The organism is Streptomyces sp. NPDC127595, assembly GCF_042671685.1.
Taxonomy (GTDB): Bacteria; Actinomycetota; Actinomycetes; order Streptomycetales; family Streptomycetaceae; genus Streptomyces.
In genome coordinates this window covers 336,294-356,142 of the sequence record NZ_JBHXWK010000003.1, presented here as the reverse complement: position 1 = coordinate 356,142, position 19,849 = coordinate 336,294, and the positions used below count along the sequence as shown (strand labels likewise).

At 67.2% G+C, this 19,849-nt stretch carries 18 protein-coding genes and 2 tRNA genes; 10 read left to right on the top strand and 10 right to left on the bottom strand.

Features of this window, described 5'->3' with window-relative positions; genetic code table 11:
- Positions 1-105: 105 nt before the first annotated feature.
- A complete protein-coding gene (locus ACFVKT_RS12630) occupies positions 106-654 on the bottom strand; it encodes a DNA-binding protein (RefSeq protein ID WP_266458338.1) in 549 nt (182 codons plus the stop codon).
- A gap of 182 nt (positions 655-836) precedes the next feature.
- Between ACFVKT_RS12630 and ACFVKT_RS12625 the strand changes: the two genes are divergently transcribed.
- Positions 837-909: transfer RNA gene (locus ACFVKT_RS12625), tRNA-Ala, on the top strand.
- A gap of 294 nt (positions 910-1,203) precedes the next feature.
- On the opposite strand, the gene ACFVKT_RS12620 is transcribed toward ACFVKT_RS12625, so the two are convergent.
- Complete coding sequence (locus tag ACFVKT_RS12620; RefSeq protein WP_385730537.1) at positions 1,204-1,905, bottom strand: DUF5324 family protein; 702 nt, start codon at positions 1,903-1,905, stop codon at positions 1,204-1,206.
- 390 nt (positions 1,906-2,295) lie between these two features.
- Between ACFVKT_RS12620 and ACFVKT_RS12615 the strand changes: the two genes are divergently transcribed.
- Together ACFVKT_RS12615 and ACFVKT_RS12610 are read left to right on the top strand one after the other, a co-directional pair.
- Positions 2,296-2,829 (top strand): peptidylprolyl isomerase, encoded by a 534-nt coding sequence (locus ACFVKT_RS12615; protein WP_385730535.1) that lies wholly within the window; start codon positions 2,296-2,298, stop codon positions 2,827-2,829.
- A gap of 229 nt (positions 2,830-3,058) precedes the next feature.
- Positions 3,059-3,973 (top strand): rhomboid family intramembrane serine protease, encoded by a 915-nt coding sequence (locus ACFVKT_RS12610; protein ID WP_385730533.1) that lies wholly within the window; start codon positions 3,059-3,061, stop codon positions 3,971-3,973.
- A 292-nt stretch (positions 3,974-4,265) separates the two neighbouring features.
- On the opposite strand, the gene crgA is transcribed toward ACFVKT_RS12610, so the two are convergent.
- Positions 4,266-4,520: a cell division protein CrgA gene (crgA, locus tag ACFVKT_RS12605; RefSeq protein ID WP_365445402.1), complete on the bottom strand. Its 255-nt coding sequence runs from the start codon at positions 4,518-4,520 to the stop codon at positions 4,266-4,268.
- Between the two features lie 142 nt (positions 4,521-4,662).
- Here crgA and ACFVKT_RS12600 point away from each other — a divergent pair, with 142 nt between their 5' ends.
- The 6 genes from ACFVKT_RS12600 (at position 4,663) to ACFVKT_RS12575 (ending at position 9,497) form a co-directional block, all read left to right on the top strand.
- On the top strand, positions 4,663-5,442 hold the full coding sequence (locus ACFVKT_RS12600) for a DUF881 domain-containing protein (RefSeq protein ID WP_385730531.1): 780 nt from the start codon (positions 4,663-4,665) through the stop codon (positions 5,440-5,442).
- A 61-nt stretch (positions 5,443-5,503) separates the two neighbouring features.
- Complete coding sequence (locus tag ACFVKT_RS12595; RefSeq protein WP_385730529.1) at positions 5,504-6,247, top strand: class E sortase; 744 nt, start codon at positions 5,504-5,506, stop codon at positions 6,245-6,247.
- A gap of 4 nt (positions 6,248-6,251) precedes the next feature.
- The gene (locus ACFVKT_RS12590; protein WP_385731123.1) at positions 6,252-6,440 is read left to right on the top strand and encodes a hypothetical protein; all 189 of its coding nucleotides are present in this window, start codon (positions 6,252-6,254) and stop codon (positions 6,438-6,440) included.
- Positions 6,437-7,075: an aminodeoxychorismate/anthranilate synthase component II gene (locus tag ACFVKT_RS12585; protein WP_385730527.1), complete on the top strand. Its 639-nt coding sequence runs from the start codon at positions 6,437-6,439 to the stop codon at positions 7,073-7,075. The genes ACFVKT_RS12590 and ACFVKT_RS12585 overlap by 4 nt, the downstream gene beginning before the upstream one ends.
- The gene (locus ACFVKT_RS12580; RefSeq protein ID WP_385730525.1) at positions 7,072-8,658 is read left to right on the top strand and encodes a class E sortase; all 1,587 of its coding nucleotides are present in this window, start codon (positions 7,072-7,074) and stop codon (positions 8,656-8,658) included. The genes ACFVKT_RS12585 and ACFVKT_RS12580 overlap by 4 nt, the downstream gene beginning before the upstream one ends.
- Positions 8,659-8,750: 92 nt before the next feature.
- Positions 8,751-9,497, top strand: a complete 747-nt coding sequence (locus ACFVKT_RS12575; protein ID WP_385730523.1) for a class E sortase — start codon at positions 8,751-8,753, stop codon at positions 9,495-9,497.
- 42 nt (positions 9,498-9,539) lie between these two features.
- Here the strand turns inward: ACFVKT_RS12575 and ACFVKT_RS12570 are convergent, their stop codons facing one another.
- The 7 genes from ACFVKT_RS12570 to ACFVKT_RS12540 all read right to left on the bottom strand — a co-directional run bounded on the left by ACFVKT_RS12570 (position 9,540) and on the right by ACFVKT_RS12540 (position 18,999).
- Positions 9,540-10,589 carry a restriction endonuclease gene (locus ACFVKT_RS12570; RefSeq protein WP_385730521.1) on the bottom strand — a complete coding sequence of 350 codons (1,050 nt, stop codon included), beginning with the start codon at positions 10,587-10,589 and terminating at the stop codon, positions 9,540-9,542.
- A 271-nt stretch (positions 10,590-10,860) separates the two neighbouring features.
- Positions 10,861-12,840 carry a Stk1 family PASTA domain-containing Ser/Thr kinase gene (pknB, locus tag ACFVKT_RS12565; RefSeq protein ID WP_385730519.1) on the bottom strand — a complete coding sequence of 660 codons (1,980 nt, stop codon included), beginning with the start codon at positions 12,838-12,840 and terminating at the stop codon, positions 10,861-10,863.
- Positions 12,841-13,010: 170 nt separating this feature from the next.
- Positions 13,011-14,501, bottom strand: coding sequence for a peptidoglycan D,D-transpeptidase FtsI family protein (locus ACFVKT_RS12560; RefSeq protein ID WP_385730518.1), 1,491 nt, complete (start codon positions 14,499-14,501; stop codon positions 13,011-13,013).
- A complete protein-coding gene (locus ACFVKT_RS12555) occupies positions 14,498-15,934 on the bottom strand; it encodes an FtsW/RodA/SpoVE family cell cycle protein (protein WP_385730516.1) in 1,437 nt (478 codons plus the stop codon). Before ACFVKT_RS12555 ends, ACFVKT_RS12560 begins: the two co-directional genes overlap by 4 nt.
- Positions 15,935-15,960: 26 nt before the next feature.
- Complete coding sequence (locus ACFVKT_RS12550) at positions 15,961-17,514, bottom strand: Stp1/IreP family PP2C-type Ser/Thr phosphatase (protein ID WP_385731071.1); 1,554 nt, start codon at positions 17,512-17,514, stop codon at positions 15,961-15,963.
- A 98-nt stretch (positions 17,515-17,612) separates the two neighbouring features.
- Positions 17,613-18,131: an FHA domain-containing protein gene (locus ACFVKT_RS12545; RefSeq protein WP_385730514.1), complete on the bottom strand. Its 519-nt coding sequence runs from the start codon at positions 18,129-18,131 to the stop codon at positions 17,613-17,615.
- 10 nt (positions 18,132-18,141) lie between these two features.
- Positions 18,142-18,999, bottom strand: coding sequence for an FhaA domain-containing protein (locus ACFVKT_RS12540; protein ID WP_385730512.1), 858 nt, complete (start codon positions 18,997-18,999; stop codon positions 18,142-18,144).
- A gap of 666 nt (positions 19,000-19,665) precedes the next feature.
- On the opposite strand from ACFVKT_RS12540, the gene ACFVKT_RS12535 reads away from it, so the two are divergent.
- Positions 19,666-19,751, top strand: a tRNA-Leu gene (locus ACFVKT_RS12535).
- Positions 19,752-19,849 lie beyond the last annotated feature (98 nt).

Here is a 19,849-nt window from a genome sequence, read left to right as displayed (position 1 = left end):
GGCCGCGTGAACCCCGATGAGGCGCCCGGCTGCCTGACGTGACGCGCGGCGTCCGGAGACCTCGCGAGCCTTCAGGCGCCCGGCAAGCGGCGGCCGGGCTTCGGCTCAGCTCTGGTGCGACTGGTAGTGAGCGACCGCGTCAGAGGTGCGGCCGGCGCCGTACACCCGGAGGAACTCTGCCAGTTCCGGGTGGGTCGGGGCGAGAGTGTCCGCCGCGTCGATGATGTCCCCCGCAGCTGCCACCGAGCGCAGCAGAGACTGGATCTCACGCACCACCCGCTTGACCGTGGGTGCCCCTGAACTGCTGGTGGATTGTGTGGTGTTGCTGAGCACCGAGCCCCCCTGCGACTTCTTGATCTCGTCCATACGCTCAGTTGCCTCAGCGGCGCTGACACTGCCGTCCACGACCTGCCCCGCCAGGTCCTGCAACAGCTGCACACGCTGCACCACGGCCGGATTGCCGATCTTGGCGCGCTGACCACTCATCAGCTGCGACAACATGGGTGCGGACAGGCCCAGCACCCCGGCAAGACGCGCCTGGTTGAGCCCCAGATCGTCTATGAGCCTACGGAAGAGCGCCCCCAACGGCTCCCCGTACCAGTTCCGCTGCAGCTCCCGGGCTCTCGCGGTTGCTTCCTGCTGTGCGGCGTCCATTCGCGTCTCCCCATCGCTTCCCCAAAAACCGCGGTTCGCTGTAGCGAACCACGTCGAGCATCTTACGGAGAGTGGTCGTCCACGGGGACCCCCAATCTTTTTGCGAGATCCCGGGGGTGACCCGGTACTCTGGTCTCCGGCGCCAGTCGGAAGGGGTTCTTTCGGCCGGACGTTCCACTTCCGGGGCCTTAGCTCAGTTGGTAGAGCGCTGTCTTTGCATGGCAGATGTCAGGGGTTCGACTCCCCTAGGCTCCACACCCAAAAGCCCCTCCGAACTGCGGAAACGCAGAGCGGAGGGGCTTTGTGCACAGCAATGGACGCGGCCCGGCCTCATGTCGGCAGATACGGTCCGGGTTCCCTCATTCGGCGAGACGGCCGGACTGCCACGGGCTCTCGACGCCGCCCGCCCGCCGGTTCCACGTGAAACATCGTCGCCCACAGGCGAGACCCGAGCAGGTTCCACGTGAAACATCGCTGTGGGGCAGAAGGCCCGCAAGCCTTCTGCCCCACAGCGATATTGAGATCGAAATCAGAACTCAGACACAGAGATCACGGACGGTCCTCACGTCCCGCCGCTTCCTCCTCGGCCTCCTTGGCCTCGACCTCGGGATCCAGGCCGGACTGCCCGGTGCCGTCGACCGACGTCAGGTGACCCGGCTCGGGCACCTCCGTCGCGGCAGGCGGCTCGACCAGCCAGTCGGGGTTGGCCTGCTTGTCCCACCACTTCCAAGCCACAAAGGCACCGCCCGCCAGAATCCCCAAGACGGCCAGCCCCTTGGCAACACGGCCGGCTCGCGCCCGCCGCTCCTGCTTACGGACCAGCTTCTGGATCTCCTTCGGCGAGACCTGACCGCGCAGCGCGGCCAGCGCAGCCACACCACGCGACGCGGCTTCCTCACGAACAGGCTGCGCCGCAGCAACCGCCTGCTCGATCCTCGGCTTGGAATAGTCGGCAGCCTGGCGAGCCGCCTTACGGGTACGGACGGCGGCATCATGGGCCGCCCGGTCGACCTTGGGCGGCACATGCGTACGCGCCTGCTCTACGCGCGGGGCGAGATGAACGTCGTACTGCACGCGGGCCTGGTCTGCGGCCTGCGACACCTTCGGCGCGAGACGCACACGCGCCTCATGCGCATAGTGCGATGCCTTGTCCTTGGCCGTGTCGGCGTAAGGCGCCACCACTTCCGCGGCGTGCAGCACGCTGTCCTTCGCCGAGCCGCTCGCGGCGCGCACGCTGTCGATGCGGGTCACGGGTTTCCTCCTCCTCGGTGGCGTACGTCGGGGGTTCTGAGTACCCCCAAAGACACACAGTTCACCTTTCCACCCCTATCCGGATCATGCCCGCCCGACGGGACCGGGGCATGTGAGGACGGGCATCCGGGTCATGGGCGGACTCCGGGCGAACTCAGAGCGAGAGCCGCTCACGTGTCGATCAACTGCAATAGCGCATTAATACGGGGCAACGGGAGCTTGTCGTCGACAATGCCACGGATCGCCGTGCAGCGCCCCGGTACGGAGAGGACTGGGCCGGATTTCTGCAAGGCCGACACCCCGAACTCGCCCAGAGGTGGCGGCCGGGCGACGCGCGTCCCCGTCCGTGCGAGGATCGGAGGGTCAAGAGAAGGCAACGGAAGGCAGATCGTGGCTGAGCAGCTTTACGCCACCCTGAAGACCAACAACGGCGACATCGAAGTCCGGCTCCTGCCGAACCACGCGCCCAAGACGGTCCGGAACTTCGTCGAACTCGCCACGGGCCAGCGCGAGTGGGTCAATCCGGAGACGGGGGAGAAGTCCACGGACAACCTCTACGACGGCACGGTCTTCCACCGGGTGATCAGCGGATTCATGATTCAGGGCGGCGATCCCCTGGGCAACGGCACCGGCGGCCCCGGCTACCAGTTCGAGGACGAGTTCCACCCGGACCTCGCCTTCGACAAGCCCTACCTGCTGGCCATGGCCAACGCCGGCCCGGCCACCAACGGCTCGCAGTTCTTCATCACCGTCTCCCCGACGGCCTGGCTGACCCGCAAGCACACCATCTTCGGCGAGGTCACCGACCCGGCCAGCCAGAAGGTCGTGGACGCCATCGCCGGCGCCAAGACCAACCCGCGCACCGACCGTCCCGTCAACGACGTCGTCATCGAATCGGTCGTCGTCGAAACCCGCGGAGCCTGACCCCCCGGCTGACCCCAGAGACCTCAGGGACCTCAGGGACCTGAGGGACCTGAGGGTCGAGCCCCCAGAGCTGAGCTGAGCATCGAGGACTGAGCCCCCAGGTACTGAGCCCCTAGGTATCGCCCGCGCGCGGCAGAGTCCCGTACGCTCCCGCAGGGAACCAAACGCCCCGTTCATCCGTATGGATGGACGGGGCGGTGCATTGCGTACGACCGAGTGAGGGGACCCCATGGACCAGGCGCCAGGCAGCCCCCAGGGCCCACAGGGCCCCGGGGATCAGGAACCGCAGGACACGCGGAGCCTGCCCACCTGCTACCGGCATCCGGACCGCGAGACGGGCATCCGCTGCACCCGCTGCGAGCGACCGATCTGCCCCGACTGCATGGTCAGCGCCTCCGTCGGCTTCCAGTGCCCCGAGTGCATCCGCGGCGGCTCCGGCACCGGACACTCCCCGACGGCCACCCAGCCCCGTACCCTCGCGGGCGGCACGGTCACCGCGGACCCCAGACTCACCACCAAAGTCCTGATCGGCATCAACCTCGCCGCCTTCCTGGTCCAGCTGTCCTTGGGCGATCGCTTCACCGACAGCTTCGACCTCTTCGGGCAGGCCTGGCTCTCCGGACGGCTGCAAGGAGTCGCGGAAGGCCAGTGGTACCGGCTGGTGACAGCCATGTTCCTGCACGGCAGCTACATCCACATCATGTTCAACATGCTCAGCCTGTGGTGGATCGGCGGCCCCCTGGAGGCCGCCCTCGGCCGCGCCCGCTACCTCGCCCTGTACTTCGTCTCAGGCCTCGCGGGCAGCGCGCTCACGTATCTCATCGCCGCGCCGAACCAGCCTTCGCTCGGCGCCTCCGGCGCCATCTTCGGTCTCTTCGGCGCGACCGCCGTCCTCATGCGCCGGCGCAGGTACGACATGCGTCCGGTCATCGCCCTGCTGGTGATCAACCTGATCTTCACCTTCGGGTGGAGCAACATCGCCTGGCAGGCCCATATCGGCGGGCTCGTCGGCGGAGTCGTCGTCGGCTACGCCATGGTTCACGCGCCGCGTGAGCGGAGGGCCCTGATCCAGTACGGGGTGTGCGCCCTGGTGCTGGTCGCTGTGGTGGTTGCGACGCTGGTCAGGACCGTTCAGCTCACCTGAAAAACCGGTGTTGTCCACAGACCGTGGCGGATCTTGTGCACATTGTGCGGGAACAGCTGTGCCCCCTGTCACTGAACTGGGTTTCCCCAGGTCAGGCAGGGGGCGAACAAGCTTCCGGATTCCGGTAGGTCTGTCACACCGGCGTCAACCCCGGATTAGTTATCCACAGATCTTCTTTCTTTTCCACCTGTGGATAACTGCTGTGGATAACTCAGTGGATAGCCCTGGGCAGAGCTGCCGCAGAGTTGCCGCATGGCGACCGCAGAGCTGCCTCACGGCTACTTTCCTGGAGCTACTTCCACTGGGTGGAGACGCCGAAGCCTGCGGCGATGAAGCCGAAGCCGACCACGATGTTCCAGTTGTCCAGGCCGTCAACGGGCAGCGAGCCGTCCGTGACGTAGAAGACGACGATCCAGGCCAGGCCGATGAGGAACATGGCCAGCATGACCGGTGCGACCCAGCCGCGGCTGGTCAGCTTGATGTTGGTCGCCTGCTTCGCCGCGGGCGGCGTGTAGTCGGCCTTCTTGCGGATACGTGACTTCGGCACGAGGGTCTCTCCTGTCGATGCGCTGCGTGGCCGCGCAGGGAACTGGGGCGGGCTCCGGGGCAGCGTACAAGGGGACACTGAGTGCTCCCCCGGGCGTCCGTTAGCGTAGTGCTTCCGCGGCGCCGAAGGAGATAAGGGTACGTTGAGCAATTCTGCCGACTCCCCCGGTACGGGTTCCAGCCCTGCCGGTAAGCGCCGTTTCCGGCCCGTTCGCGTACTAACGGCCGCCGTTTTCGCCCTCGCGGGCCTCATTTTCTTCACGAGTTTCAACACGGCCAAGGGCACCAACATCCGCACGGACGCCTCTTTGCTCAAGCTTTCCGACCTGATCGAGGAGCGCAGCCACAAGAACGCCTCGCTGGATAAGTCCAACGGTGTGCTGCGCGATGACGTCGACGCGCTGGCCGGGCGGGAGGACGGCAGCACGGCCGCCGAGGACGCCAAGCTCGCGGCACTGGAGAAGAACGCGGGTACCCAGAAGCTCAAGGGTGAGGCCGTCACGGTCACGCTCAATGACGCCCCGCCGAACGCCACGGCCAAGCTGCCCGGCTATCCCGAGCCGCAGCCCGACTACCTGGTGATCCACCAGCAGGACCTTCAGGCGGTCGTGAACGCCATGTGGGAGGGCGGGGCGCAGGGCATCAAAGTGATGGACCAGCGGCTGATCTCCACGAGCGCCGTCCGCTGCGTCGGCAACACCCTGATCCTGCAAGGCCGCGTCTACTCGCCCCCGTACAAGATCACCGCAATCGGTGACCCGGACACGCTTCAGGACGCGCTGGCCGCCTCCCCCGCGATCCAGAACTACATGGTGTACGTCAACGTCTACGGGCTCGGCTGGAAAGTCGAGGAGGACGGGGCGGTGACTCTTCCCGGCTACTCGGGCACAGTGGATCTCCACTACGCGAAGCCCGTGGAGTAGCTCGGGGCGGCTCGGAGTGGTGCCTGATTAGCTGTTGCTGCCGCTGGGGGACCCTGTGTCGGTGCGAGTGGTCGTCAGGACGATCAGTGAACTGTGCATCACTGTCGGTACTTTGATCGTGCTCTTCGTGGTCTATGTGCTGTTCTGGACGGGCGTGAAGGCCGAGAGCGCGATGGACCGGCAGATCGACCAGCTCCAGGAACAGTGGTCGAAGGGGAGCGTGCGGTCGCCGGCCGCCTCCCCTCCCCAAAGCCCGGGCTCCGGGGAGAGTCCGAGCCCGGGCCCTGGGCAGGGTGAGGCACCGGTGGCGGCTCCGGAGCCGCCCGCCCCGTACACGTATGGCAAGCCTTTTGCTGTGATGTACATCCCACGGCTTGGTTTCACGTGGAACAAGCCTCTGCTCGAAGGCACCGGCACCGACGTTCTCAAGAAGGGGCTGGGTCACTACAGGGGGACGGCCCAGCTCGGGCAGCCCGGGAACTTCGCCGTCGCGGGGCACCGCCGTACGTACGGCGACCCGTTCAAGGACTTTCCCCAGCTGCGCGAGGGTGACGCGGTGGTGCTGACCGACGGGACGACCTGGTTCACGTATCGGATCGACAAAGGCCCGTACAAAACCGTGCCCTCCGATATTGAGGTGATCGATCCTGTGCCGCGTAAGTCCGGGTATACGCGTCCGGGCCGCTATCTCACGCTGACCACGTGCGACCCGGAGTGGGGGCACAGTCATCGGCTGATCGTCTGGGCGCACCTTGATTCCACACAGCCTGTGGAGGCTGGGAAACCGACGCCGCTACGCCGTTAGTCTGGTGCCGTACGACGACGGAAGGGACGGCATGTACGGCTGGATCTGGCGGCATCTGCCGGGGAACGCGTGGGTGAGGGCGCTCATCTCCCTCGTACTGGCCCTCGCGACGGTCTACGTGCTCTTCCAGTACGTCTTCCCGTGGGCCGAACCGCTGCTTCCCTTCAATGATGTGACGGTGGACAACCAGTGAGCGCACGGATTCTCGTCGTCGACAACTACGACAGCTTCGTCTTCAACCTGGTCCAGTACCTGTATCAGCTGGGTGCCGAGTGCGAGGTGCTGCGCAACGACGAGGTGTCGACGGCGCATGCCCAGGACGGTTTCGACGGGGTGCTTCTGTCGCCGGGCCCGGGCGCTCCCGAGCAGGCCGGCGTCTGCATCGAGATGGTCCGGCACTGTGCCGCGACCCGCGTGCCCGTCTTCGGTGTCTGCCTCGGCATGCAGTCCATGCAGGTGGCGTACGGCGGTGTCGTGGACCGTGCGCCCGAACTGCTGCACGGCAAGACCTCGCTCGTGGAGCACGAGGGTCAGGGCGTCTTCGCGGGCCTTCCCTCCCCCTTCACGGCGACCCGCTACCACTCGCTCGCGGCCGAGCCGGAGACCGTGCCGGCCGAGCTGGAGGTCACCGCCCGTACGCATGACGGGATCATCATGGGGCTGCGGCACCGTGAACTCGCGGTCGAGGGTGTGCAGTTCCACCCCGAGTCGGTGCTGACCGAGCACGGGCACCTCATGCTTGCCAACTGGCTTGTGGCGTGTGGCGACCAGGGTGCCGTGGCGAGGTCGGTGGGGCTCGCCCCGGTGGTGGGCAGGGTCACGGCGTGACCGCGCTGCGCCCCGAGCGCGAGAGCTCCTCCTATGGCGGCGAGGCCGCTTACGGGGGCGCCGAGGCGTTCGAGGGTGCTGACGGTTTCGCGGGTCCGGAAGGCTTTGCGGGCACCGGGGCTTTCGAGGCGGCGGTCGAGCGGCTGGACGACCCGCTGACGGATCCGCTGCCCGGACAGGGACGGGGGCAGGGGCAGGTACGGGGGGCGGGGCAGGGGCAGGCGACCGGGCAGCAGCATCAGCCGAGCGCCGGGCTCCGACAGCCGACGACGACCGGGCTGCAGGGGATCCCTCCGCAGCCCGCCTCTCCGAACGCTGCGCCTCTGCCGCCGCAGGCTCCTCAGCAGCCGAGCCATCAACAGCCGACTCCTCAACAGCCGACTCCTCAACAGTCGACTCCTCGGCAGTCGACTTCTGAGAGGCAGGAGTGGTACGACCCGGAGGGGTACGCGCACGACTGGTACGCGGCGTCCGAGCCGACGCGGCCGCGGCAGCCGTCGTACGAGGAACCGGTCACGGCGCCGTACGTGGAGCCGGTGGCCCCGCCGTACGAGGAGCCGGTCTCCGTGCCGTACGAGCAACCGCGTGCGGCGCCCGCGCCGTTGGACGACGAGACGGTGGCGCTGCGGATTCCGGGTTCGCTGCCGGGTTCGGTTCCGGGCCCGCTGCCAGGTCCGATGCCGGACTTCATCACGGATACGCCCCGAATAGCCGGTAATGCGAGCGCACCGGTGCCCGCCTCGGGAGGTCGTGCCGCCCGACGTAAGGCTGCCCGGCGCCACGGGCGGCATGGAGGGCCTCAGGAGCCTCTGGAGTCACAGGACCCCCAAGAGTCCCTGACGTCGGCGGAGAAGGGCGCTGAGGCGCCTCTGACCCGGATGGAGGCACGGCGGGCGGAGCGGGCGCGGAAGCCGGGGGCTGCTGTCATCGCGAGCCGGATGATCGGTGAGGTGTTCATCACCACCGGTGTGCTGATGCTGCTGTTCGTGACCTACCAGTTGTGGTGGTCGAACGTGCGGGCGCACCAGCAGGCGGACAGTGCCGCGAACAATCTTCAGCAGGACTGGGCGACCGGCAAGGGGGAGCCGGGGACGTTCGAGCCGGGGCAGGGGTTCGCCATCCTGCACATTCCGAAGCTGGACGTGGTCACGCCGATCGCCGAGGGCACGAGCAAGACGAAGGTGCTCGACCGCGGAATGGTCGGTCACTACGCGGAGGGCAGCCTGAAGACGGCGATGCCGGATGCCAAGACGGGCAACTTCGCGCTGGCGGGGCACCGGAACACGCACGGGGAGCCGTTCCGGTACATCAACAAGCTTGAGCCGGGCGACGAGATCATCGTCGAGACGCAGGACGACTACTTCGTCTACAAGATGACGTCGATCCTGCCGGTGACGAGTCCGAGCAACACGGCCGTGATCGACCCGGTGCCCAAGGGTTCGGGTTTCACCGAGCCGGGCCGCTACATCACGCTCACCACCTGCACACCGGAATACACCAGCAAGTACCGGATGATCGTGTGGGGCAAGATGGTCGAGGACCGGCCGCGCAGCGAGGGCAAGCCGGAAGCGCTCGTTCAGTGAGAGCACCCGGGAGCATGCAGTAGCCGCACGCGGGACACCTGCGACAGACCACACGGGACAACCCGCGACAGACCAGACGGGGCAGATGCACAGTGGCAGCGAGGACCGACCGCGACGAGCGCACCGACGTCGAGGAGCCGGTGCCGGCGTCGCGACGCGGCGGGTCCGGCCGCCTGGCGCTGGCGGTCAGCGTCTTCGGTGAGCTCCTCATCACCGCGGGTCTGGTGCTCGGACTGTTCGTCGTCTACTCCCTGTGGTGGACGAACGTCGTCGCGGACCGCGTGGCGGACAAGCAGGGCGACAAGGTCCGCGACAACTGGGCGGCGGCGGACACCGGCCCGGGTTCCCTGGACACCAAGAACGGCATCGGCTTCCTGCACGTCCCCGCGATGAAGAACGGCGAGGTCCTTGTCGAGAAGGGCACGTCGTCCGAGGTCCTCAACGACGGCGTCGCCGGCTACTACACGGACCCCGTCAAGTCCGCCCTGCCGACGAGCGACAAGGACGGCAACTTCGCCCTCGCCGCCCACCGCGACGGCCACGGCGCCAAGTTCCACAACATCGACAAGGTCAAAGAGGGCGACGCGATCGTCTTCGAGACCAAGGACAAGTGGTACGTCTACAAGGTCTACGCCACCCTCCCGGAGACCTCGAAGTACAACGTCAAGGTCCTCCAGTCCGTCCCCAAGCAGTCCGGCAAGACGAAGCCGGGCCACTACATCACGCTGACGACCTGCACACCGGTGTACACCTCGCGCGATCGGTATGTGGTGTGGGGGGAGTTGGAGCGGGTGGAGAAGGTGGACAGCGACCGGACGCCGCCGGAGGAACTGCGCTGAGGCGACGGAGTTGCCGCGAGCAACTCCGTCAGCCTTGTGCCACTACTCCAGAGCCGGCAGCGCTGCTCCGGCGCTCCACTCCTCCAGCAGTCCTCGGTGTACGGCCGTGATGCCGCCGTCGCCGGCGATGTTCAGGGCGTCACGGGTGAACGGGCATGTCGCCACGAAGAGCGCCACCTCCGAGGTGTGCAGCACCTTGACCGCCCCGATGAACTTCTGGATGTCGGGGCTGGTGACGGAGAGGTAGGGCGCGAATCTCTTGCACTGGACGACCAGGGTTCGCCCGTCGGCGGTAAGGCCGGTGATGTCGACGCCCCGGTCACCGTTGCCGCCCCGTACGACGACGGAGGTGCAGCCGTCGCGGCGCAGGAGTTCGGCGACGTACTCCTCGAACTCGCGGCCGTTCATGGCGTCGATGGCGGCCATGACTCCGGCGAGGGGGCGGTCTTCTCGATGGCTTTCCAGGCGTTGCAGCCTGGCGTGGTGCTGCCGGAGCCTGCGCTCGACGGTTTGGACCCCTGCCCGCAGGGCGATCAGCTCCCCGCGGTGCTCGCCCGATGTCTCGATCAGGGCGTTGAACATCGGGACGACGGTCTTGCCTAGGATGTGGGTGATGCGCTGGTCGATGCGGTCGTCCAGCGGCACGGCGTCGCTCGGGGCGGGGTTCTCCACTGGGAGAGTTCGCGCCAGGTACTCCATGTCGAGGAGGTAGGTGCGGACCTGCCGGGCCACGTCGCTGTCGCGGAGGAGCATGGCGACGTTGAGGACGGCTCGACGGGACCATAGGGCCAGGCTGGAGCGGGGCTGTGGATAACCACTGCGATAGGAACTCAAGTTGAGTTCCTTAAATTCTTGCAGCTCAGAGCCTCGGAGAATGCGCAGGCCGTTGCATTCGAGCTCTTGCCTGTGGCGGCTTAGTAGGTTGTTGATCACTGTTTCGGCGACTTCGAAGTACGCCGCCACCATCGCCGTCGTCACATGCATGCCGTCCGGCAGTAGCGACAGCGCCTTCACCCTGTCCAGTACGTCCGTGCGTTCCAGCACGCTGTCCCGCAGTGTCTTCGATTCCAGCAGAGCCGCTTCGTTGATCACGGTCCGCCCCTTCTGCTCGTGTCGTGGCCATCCGGCCAGGGGCAGAGCTCTGTTTCCCGCCCCATCGGTTCAACGAGTCGGTGTATATGAAGATGTGGTCGGATCTCGCACGGATTGTCGATGGATGTCGATGACCTGGGTGGGGAGACCTAGGCAAGTCCGCCCTGGGGACGCCACCACCGTGTGCATGACGAAGGCCCGGCTCCCTATGAGGGAGCCGGGCCTTCGTCATCGTGCTGGGCGGAGTCGGTGGTTCTCCGTCCGGGCGGGTCTATCCGGTGGAGCCGCCGAAGAAACCGTTGTCGCCGTTGTCGCCGCCGTTGTTGCCGGGCTGGTCTGCGGTGATCAGGTTGACCGCCGAGCCCGGGTCGACCGGGTTGCCCTGGCCCGGGTCCGAACCCAGGACAACGGCGTTGTCGTCCTGGGAGCCGGTGATGTTGCCGGGCTGGAGGCCTGCCTGTTCGAGCAGTGCCTTGGCGGCCCCGAGGGTCTGCCCATTGATGTTCGGGACATTGACCTGGGTCTTGGCCTTGCCGATCTGGATCTGGACTTTGGACCCGGGGTCGGCCAGCGAATTGGGCGTCGGGCTGGTCTGGATGACCTTTCCGACCAGGTTGGGGTCGTCCGTCTCCACGTCGGTGCACTCGCCGACCAGGTTGTTGGCCGTCATCTGCGCCTTGGCGGCGTCACAGGACTGGTTGAGGACGTCCGGCACGGTGGACTGCTTCTTCTCGATGGCGATGGTGAGGGTGATGGTGGATCCCTTCTCCACCTCTGTGCCGAGCCTCGGGTCCTGCTCCAGGACGGTGTCCGGATCCTCTGTGGACTCCTGGTCCTTCGTCTCGACCTGGAACTGGTAGTCGTCGCCTTCGAGGATCGACTTGGCGTCGTCAAGGCTCTTGCCGACGACGCTCGGAACCGCCACCTTCGGCGCCCCCGTCGACACCACCAGATTGACCGTGCTGTTCTTCTCGACCTTGGTGTCCGGGGCCGGGTCCTGCGTGCAGATGTTGCCCTTGGGCTGGGCTTCGCAGGTCTTCTCCGTGAAGGCCAACTGCAGTTCGGAGTTGTCGGCCAGTTTCTGGGCCTCTGCCTTGGTCGTGTCAACGAACCGCGGTACGGACACCTGTGTGTCGGCCGCGTTGTCGCCGGGGAACAAGTACTTCCCGATCAGAATCGCACCCACCAGAACCAGAACCCCCGCCACGACCAGCAGGATCGTCGAGGTGTTCGACTTCTTCTGCCGGCGCCGGTCGGGGCGGTCGTCGTAGCCGTAGCTGCCGTCGTCCGGGTTCATCGGGGGGAGCATGGAGGTGGCGCCGGCGTCCGCGGAGTGCAGGGCCGTGGTGGCCTGGTCGGCGCCGTAGCCGCCGTATCCGACGGAGCCCATGGCCGCGGTGGCCGCGACGGGCTGGCCGTCGAGGCAGGCCTCGATGTCGGCGCGCATCTCGTCGGCGGACTGGTAGCGGTAGTCCGGGTCCTTGACGAGCGCCTTCAGCACGATCGCGTCCATCTCGGGCGTGATCTCGGGGTCGAAGACGCTCGGGGGCTGCGGCTCCTCGCGTACGTGCTGGTAGGCGACCGCGACCGGGGAGTCGCCGATGAACGGCGGGCGGACGGTCAGCAGCTCGTAGAGGAGGCAGCCGGTGGAGTACAGGTCGGAGCGTGCGTCGACCTGCTCGCCCTTCGCCTGCTCCGGCGAGAGGTACTGCGCCGTACCTATGACCGCGGACGTCTGCGTCATCGTCATGCCGGAGTCGCCCATGGCGCGGGCGATGCCGAAGTCCATGACCTTGACCTGGCCGTTGCGCGTGAGCATGACGTTGGCGGGCTTGATGTCGCGGTGGACGATGCCGGCGCGGTGGGAGTACTCCAGGGCCTGGAGGATCCCGATGGTCATCTCCAGGGTGCGCTCGGGCAGCAGTCTGCGGCCCGAGTGCAGCAGCTCGCGCAGCGTGGATCCGTCGACGTACTCCATCACGATGTACGGGATGGACGTGCCGTCGATGTAGTCCTCACCCGTGTCGTACACGGCGACGATCGCGGGATGGTTGAGCGAGGCGGCCGACTGGGCCTCCCGGCGGAACCGAGCCTGGAACGATGGGTCGCGTGCGAGGTCGGCCCGCAGCGTCTTCACCGCCACCGTGCGCCCGAGCCGGGTGTCATGCGCGAGGTAGACCTCCGCCATGCCACCACGGCCGAGCACGTGGCTCAGCTCGTACCGGCCGCCGAGGCGACGCGGCTCTTCCATAGCTACCTACCAGCCCTCTCCGTCGGTCCCGACCGCACCTTTGTGTGGTCCGGCGGTGTGCCGTCCGGGCATACCGTACCCGGCTCGGCTTCTGTGACCTGGCCACAATCGTCACTCGATACAGGACCGGTATCCCAACGTGCACGGATGTGCAGGAGACGTGACGGGGGTCACTTGGTGCTGTCGATGACTGCCTGCATCACACTTTTCGCGATGGGAGCCGCCAGGCCACCACCGGAGATGTCGTCGCGGTTGGCGCTCTCGTCCTCGACCACCACGGCCACGGCGACCGGGGAACTGCCGTCGCTGAGCTTGGCGTACGAGATGAACCAGGCGTACGGGTTCTCGCTGTTGTCGACGCCGTGCTGGGCGGTTCCGGTCTTGCCGCCCACCGTGACGCCGTCCTCGTTGATCTGGGCGTTCTTGCCCGTGCCGTCCTTGACGACCGTCTCCATCATCGACTGCAGGATCGCGGCGTTCTCGGGGGACAGCGGCTCGCTCATCTTCTCGGGCTCGGTCTGCTCGATGACGTCCAGGCTGGGGGCCTGGAGCTTGTCGACCATGTACGGCTTCATGAGCGTGCCGTTGTTGGCGACGGCCGAGGCGACCATGGCCATCTGCAGCGGGGTTGTCGCGGTCTCGAACTGGCCGATCGAGCTGAGCGCGGTCTGCGGCTTGTCCATCTTCTCGGGGAAGACGGAGGCGCTGGAGCGGACCGGCGTGAACTGCTCGGAGTTGAAGCCGAACTTCTCGGCCTCCGTCAGCATCTTGTCCTTGCCGAGGTCGGCACCGATCTTGCCGAAGACGGTGTTGCAGGAGACGCGGAGCGCTTCGCGCAGGGTGGCGTCCTTGCAGGGGATGTTCCCCTCGTTCTTCAGCTCGGTCGTGGTGTCCGGCAGGATGTACGGCAGCGGCGAGTCGGTCTTCTCGTCGGCTGACGTGTACAGGCCGTTCTCCAGGGCCGCGGCCGCGGTGACCACCTTGAAGGTGGAGCCTGGCGGGTAGACCTCGCGCAGCGCCCGGTTGAGCATCGGGTCGTCGGGGTCGTTCTTCTTCTGGAGCGCCGTCCATGCCTTGCCGTCGACGCTCGTCGAGTTCCCGGCGAACGTGGAGGGGTCGTACGACGGGGTGGAGGCGAGGGCGAGGATCGCGCCGGTCTCCGGGTCGATCGCGGCGACGGCGCCCTTGCCCTGCTTCAGCAGTCCGTCGTACGCCGCCTTCTGCGCGGCGGCGTTGAGGGTGGTGACGACGTTGCCGCCCTGCTGCGCCTTGCCCGTGATCATGTCGAGGGTGTTGCGGAAGAAGAGCCGGTCGTCGTTGCCGGTGAGGATGCCGTCGTCGATGGATTCGAGCTGGGTGGCGCCGAAGGCCTGCGAGGCGTACCCGGTGACGGGTGCCCACATGGCGCCGTCCTTGTAGGTGCGCTTGTACTCGAAGTCGTTGTAGCTGTCGCCCGACGTCTTCTTGGACCCGGTGATCGGGTTGCCGTCGACGATGATGTCGCCGCGGGGGCTTGCGTATCGCTCGATGGCGACGCGGCGGTTCTTGGGGTCGCTTCTCAGCGTGTCCGCTTGGACGTACTGGATCCAGTTGTCGCGGATGAGCAGGGCGAGGACGAGGAGCCCGCAGAAGATCGCGATCCGGCGAAGGGGCTTGTTCACGGGCGGACCACCTGGGTCATCTCGGCGTCGGGGCTGGGGGCGGGGGCCGGTGCCGGGCGGCGGGCGGTGTCACTGATTCTGATCAGGATGCCGATGAGGGCCCAGTTGGCGATGACGGAGGAGCCTCCGTATGCCAGGAACGGCATGGTCATACCGGTCAGCGGGATCAGGCCCATGACGCCGCCGGCGACGACGAAGACCTGGAGGGCGAAGGCGCCGGAGAGGCCCACGGCGAGGAGCTTGCCGAACGGGTCGCGGGCGGCGAGTGAGGTGCGTACGCCTCGCTCCACGATCAGGCCGTAGAGCACCAGGATCGCCATGATTCCGGCCAGGCCCAGTTCCTCGCCGAAGGTGGCGAGGATGAAGTCGGAGTTGGCGGCGAAGCCGATGAGGTCGGAGTTGCCCTGGCCGAGTCCGGTGCCGAGGGTTCCGCCGGAGCCGAAGGCCCACAGGGCCTGCATGGACTGCTCGGTGTGTCCGGCCACGCCCTGCTGGCTGAGCGTGTACTCCTTCATCGGGTCGAGCCAGGCTTGGACGCGCTGCTGGACGTGCGTTTCGAAGGTGGCGACGCCGACGGCACCCGCCGCGGACATCAGCAGACCGAAGACGATCCAGCTGGTCCGCTCGGTGGCGACGTACAGCATGATGATGAACATTCCGAAGAACAGCAGCGACGTACCGAGGTCGGTCTCGAAGACCAGGATCAGGATCGAGATCACCCAGACGACGATGATCGGGCCGAGGTCGCGGCCGCGCGGCAGGTAGAGGCCCATGACGCGGCGGCTGGCCAGGGCCAGCGCGTCTCTCTTCACCATGAGGTAGCCGGCGAAGAAGATCGCCAGGACGATCTTCGCGAACTCGCCCGGCTGGATGGTGAATCCGGCGATCGAGATCCAGATCCTGGCGCCGAAGACGTTCAGGCCGAGTCCCGGGACCAGCGGCAGGAGCAGCAGGATCAGGGCGCCGACCATGGAGATGTAGGTGTAGCGCTGCAGGACGCGGTGGTCCTTGAGGAAGATCAGTACGGCCACGAACAGGGCGACGCCCATGGCGGAGTAGAGCAGTTGCCGAGGGGCCGCCTCGACGAAGGTGGACTTGGCCTGGAGCCGCGGTGACTGGTCCAGGCGCCAGATGACGACCAGGCCGATGCCGTTGAGCAGCGTCGCCAGCGGCAGCAGCAGTGGGTCGGCGTACGGCGCGAACTTGCGTACGACGAGGTGGCCGACGCCGGCGAGGAGGCCGAGGCCGAGGCCGTAGCTCAGCAGGCCCGGCGGGACCGAGTCGTTGATGGCGAGGCCTACGTTGGCGTACGCGAAGACCGGGATCACCACCGCGAACACCAGCAGTGCCAGTTCGGTGTTGCGTCGGCTCGGTGTGCCGATCGACCCGATCGTGGACGTGTGGTGCGTCGGCGTGTTCGTACTACTGCTCATGGTGTGACAGGGCCCCTCACGGCTGCTTACTGCTTACCGCACAGCGAGACCAGCTTCTGCTCCTCGTCGGAGAGGCTGGGGCCGGGTGTGGGAGTGGGTGCGGTTGTGGACGTGGACGCCGAGGGGGTCGGCGTCGGCGTGGCTTTGGACGTCAGGGAGGTGGTTGTGGTTCCTGTGGTTCCGCCTGCCTCGCCCTCACCGGTCTTGGCGTTGTTGTCGGCTTCGGCGGCGCGGCGCTCGGAGTCCTTCTTGCAGGCGGAGGCCTGCACGGCGAGCTCGTCGATCTTCGACTTGGCGTCGCTGAGGCCGCCTTCGGCGATGGTCGCCTTGACCTGCTTCTGCTGGTAGGGCGGCAGGTACTTGAGTTCGATCTCGGGGTGGTCCTTCTCGACCTTCGAGAGGGAGACCCAGGCCAGGTCCTGGCTGATGCCCTGGTAGAGCGCCACGTGTTCGCCCTTGGCGCCGACGTAGTACTGCGTCTGTGTCCAGCGGTAGCCGCCGTAGAGGCCGCCGCCGATGACGCCGAGTGCGAGCACGATGTAGAAGGATCTCTTCAGCCACTTGCGTCCGGTTCGCGGTTTGACGAAGTCCTCGTCGGAGTAGCCGCCGAAGCCGCTCGTGTCGACGTAGCCGGTGGTGTCGCCGCTGCCGGGTGGGCCGAATTCGCCGCCGCCCTGTCCGGGCACGGGGCGGCCGAGGCTGGATGCGCGGCCGGCCGGTGTCTGCATGGCGCCGTTGTCGTGCAGTTGGTGCTGATGCTGGTTCTCGGCGACCGCGCCGACGACGACCGGGGTGTCGGAGAGCTGGGCCGCGAGGGTGTCTCCGCCGTCGATGTCGAGGACGTCGGCGATGATGACCGTGATGTTGTCCGGGCCGCCGCCGCGCAGTGCGAGCTCGATGAGCTGCTGCACGGTTTCCTGCGGGCCCTGGTAGCTGGCGAGGGTGTCTTCCATCGTCTGGTGGGAGACGACCCCGGACAGTCCGTCGGAGCAGATCAAGTAGCGGTCGCCGGCGCGGACTTCACGGATGGAGAGGTCGGGCTCGACGTGGTCGCCGCTGCCCAGCGCGCGCATGAGGAGTGACCTCTGCGGGTGGGTGGTGGCCTCTTCCTCGGTGATGCGTCCCTCGTCGACGAGGCGCTGCACCCAGGTGTGGTCCTGTGTGATCTGCGTCAGTACGCCGTCTCGCAGCAGGTACGCGCGGGAGTCGCCGACGTGCACGAGACCGAGCCGCTGACCGGTCCACAGGAGGGCGGTGAGGGTGGTCCCCATGCCTTCGAGCTGGGGGTCCTCCTCAACCATCATCCGCAGCTGGTCGTTGGCCCGCTGTACGGCGGTGCCGAGCGAGGTGAGGATGTCGGATCCGGGCACGTCGTCGTCGAGCGCGACGATCGTGGAGATCACCTCGGAGCTGGCGACCTCACCGGCGGCCTGGCCGCCCATCCCGTCGGCGATCGCGAGGAGGCGGGGACCGGCGTAACCGGAGTCCTCGTTCCCCTCGCGGATCATCCCTTTGTGCGATCCGGCGGCGAAGCGCAGTGACAGACTCATGCGCACCTCGCCCGTCGGCTCCGGGTACATCCGCACGGTGCCCACCCTCCGGTCGGGAGCGCGCGGGCGTCCTTCGTCTGGACCGCCGCCGCGTGCTCGCTCCGCTCGCGCCTATTCATGATGTAGCACTACTTCCGCAACTCGATGACGGTCTTGCCGATGCGGATCGGCGCGCCCAGCGGAATCGGCGTGGGGGTCGTCAGTCGGTTCCGGTCGAGATACGTGCCGTTGGTGGATCCGAGGTCCTCGACGATCCACTGGCCGTCGCGGTCCGGGTAGATCCTGGCATGCCTGCTGGATGCGTAGTCGTCGTCCAGCACGATGGTGCTGTCGTGCGCGCGGCCCAGCGAGATGGTCTGCCCCTGCAGTGCGACCGTCGTGCCCGTGAGGGTGCCCTCCGAGACGACGAGTTTGGTCGGGGCGCCGCGACGCTGGCGGCCGCCGCTGGGTGCGGCTTGCTGGCGTTGCGGCGGTGGCGCGGCCTGGCGCGCGGCCGGCTGCTGCCTGTTGGCGTCCCGTCGCGACCCGCGCTGTGTGACACGCGTTCCGAACAGGTCGCTGCGGATGACCTGCACGGCCACGATCACGAACAGCCACAGTACGGCCAGGAAACCCAGCCGCATGACCGTGAGGGTCAGCTCTGACATTGCCCCCGCTTCACCCTTCGGCTTGCCGGTAAATGATGGTGGTGCTGCCCACGACAATCCGCGAGCCGTCGCGGAGCGTAGCGCGGGTGGTGTGCTGCCCGTCCACCACGATGCCGTTGGTGGACCCTAGATCCTGGACGGTCGAGGGCGTTCCGGTCCGGATCTCACAGTGCCTGCGCGATACGCCGGGGTCGTCGATCCGCACGTCGGCTTCGGTGCTGCGGCCCAGCACCAGCGTCGGGCGGGAGATCTGATGGCGGGTGCCGTTGACCTCGATCCAGTGCCGCGTCCGGCCGCCGGGCTGCGCGCCCGGTGCCGCGGTGGGCCGCTGGCCCATGGGCGCGGGGGCCGGACGTCCGCCGGGCGGTGGTGCGGCAGGCATGGGCGGAGCGCCCGCGGGCTGGGCGGCGGGCGGGTAGCCGTAGCCACCCGGCCGGCCCGGGGCCGGAGCCGCCGGGCCCGCGGGAGCGCGCTCGGGTGCCTGCTGGTTGGTCGAGGAGGCGAGCGTACGGCTGCGCACCCGGTACAGACCGGTGTCGAGGTCGTCGGCCTTCTCCAGGTGGACCTTGATGGGGCCCATGAACGCGTAGCGCTGCTGCTTGGCGTAGTCGCGCACCATGCCGGCGAGCTCGTCGCCGAGCTGCCCCGAGTAGGGGCTGAGGCGATCGAAGTCCGGCATGCTGAGCTCGACGATGAAGTCGTTGGGTACGACGGTCCGGTCGCGGTTCCAGATCGTGGCGTTGTTGTCGCACTCGCGCTGGAGCGCTCCGGCGATCTCCACGGGCTGGACCTCGGACTTGAACACCTTGGCGAAGGTGCCGTTGACCAGGCCTTCGAGACGCTGCTCGAACTTCTTCAGGACTCCCATGGGGCACCTCCTCCTTCGTAGCCGTCCTGGTGCAGGTTGCTGTTGTCGTCTTGTTGGTGGTGCGGGTGGTGCGGGTTCTGCCGGTCGTACGGGTTCTGCGGGTCGTACGGGTTCTGCGGGTCGTACGCGGGTTCTGCGGGTCGTGCTTGTACTGCCGGTCGTGCTCGTTTTGCGGGTCCTGCTCGTACTGCTTACTGATCGTATCCACGCGCCGAGAAATCGGGTGGTTCCCCCTGTCGGCCCGGTCGACGGATGTCGACGGCTTCCGGAGTCCCTTCCCGAAGTTCCCTGTGAACTGCCTTTTCGAACTCCCGCAGGTGCTACTCCTGCCATGGATCGTAGAGGCGGCCCGTGACCAGTGTCCCGCACCTGACTGTGCGGGCTGTCCTGCTCCTGGGTAGATGCGCAGGACCGGTACGAGGTTGATACGTGAACCGGTTCGGCTTGATACCTGTGGCCGACGCCGACCGGGCGCGGGCGAGGTGGCCTGGGCGGGAGCCCTGTTTCGGAGGGGTGCGGGTCGGCTTCCCCAGGGGCGCGGGCGCGGTCCGCGCGGGGGTGCGGGGCACCGGAAAGGGATGTGATTCCACCCTGAGCAGCGTGCTAATCTTCTCGATGTCGGCAGGCGCTCACACCACTTGGTGGGAGACGGACGGCACACCAAATGCGCGAGTGGCGGAATGGCAGACGCGCTGGATTCAGGTTCCAGTGCCCGCAAGGGCGTGGGGGTTCAACTCCCCCCTCGCGCACCACACGAAGTATCGAAGGAACGGGTCTTCACCAGGGACGAGAGTCCGGGTGGGGCCCGTTTCTCGTTGTGCGGCAGGCAGGCAGGCAGGCTTACGCCCGG

Coding starts and splice junctions, on each gene's coding strand:
- ACFVKT_RS12630 (WP_266458338.1), bottom strand. CDS start 654: ATGGACGCCGCACAGCAGGAAGCAACCGCGAGAGCCCGGGAGCTGCAG.
- ACFVKT_RS12610 (WP_385730533.1), top strand. CDS start 3,059: ATGGACCAGGCGCCAGGCAGCCCCCAGGGCCCACAGGGCCCCGGGGAT.
- pknB (WP_385730519.1), bottom strand. CDS start 12,840: ATGGAAGAGCCGCGTCGCCTCGGCGGCCGGTACGAGCTGAGCCACGTG.
- ACFVKT_RS12555 (WP_385730516.1), bottom strand. CDS start 15,934: ATGAGCAGTAGTACGAACACGCCGACGCACCACACGTCCACGATCGGG.
- ACFVKT_RS12550 (WP_385731071.1), bottom strand. CDS start 17,514: ATGTACCCGGAGCCGACGGGCGAGGTGCGCATGAGTCTGTCACTGCGC.
- ACFVKT_RS12545 (WP_385730514.1), bottom strand. CDS start 18,131: ATGTCAGAGCTGACCCTCACGGTCATGCGGCTGGGTTTCCTGGCCGTA.
- ACFVKT_RS12540 (WP_385730512.1), bottom strand. CDS start 18,999: ATGGGAGTCCTGAAGAAGTTCGAGCAGCGTCTCGAAGGCCTGGTCAAC.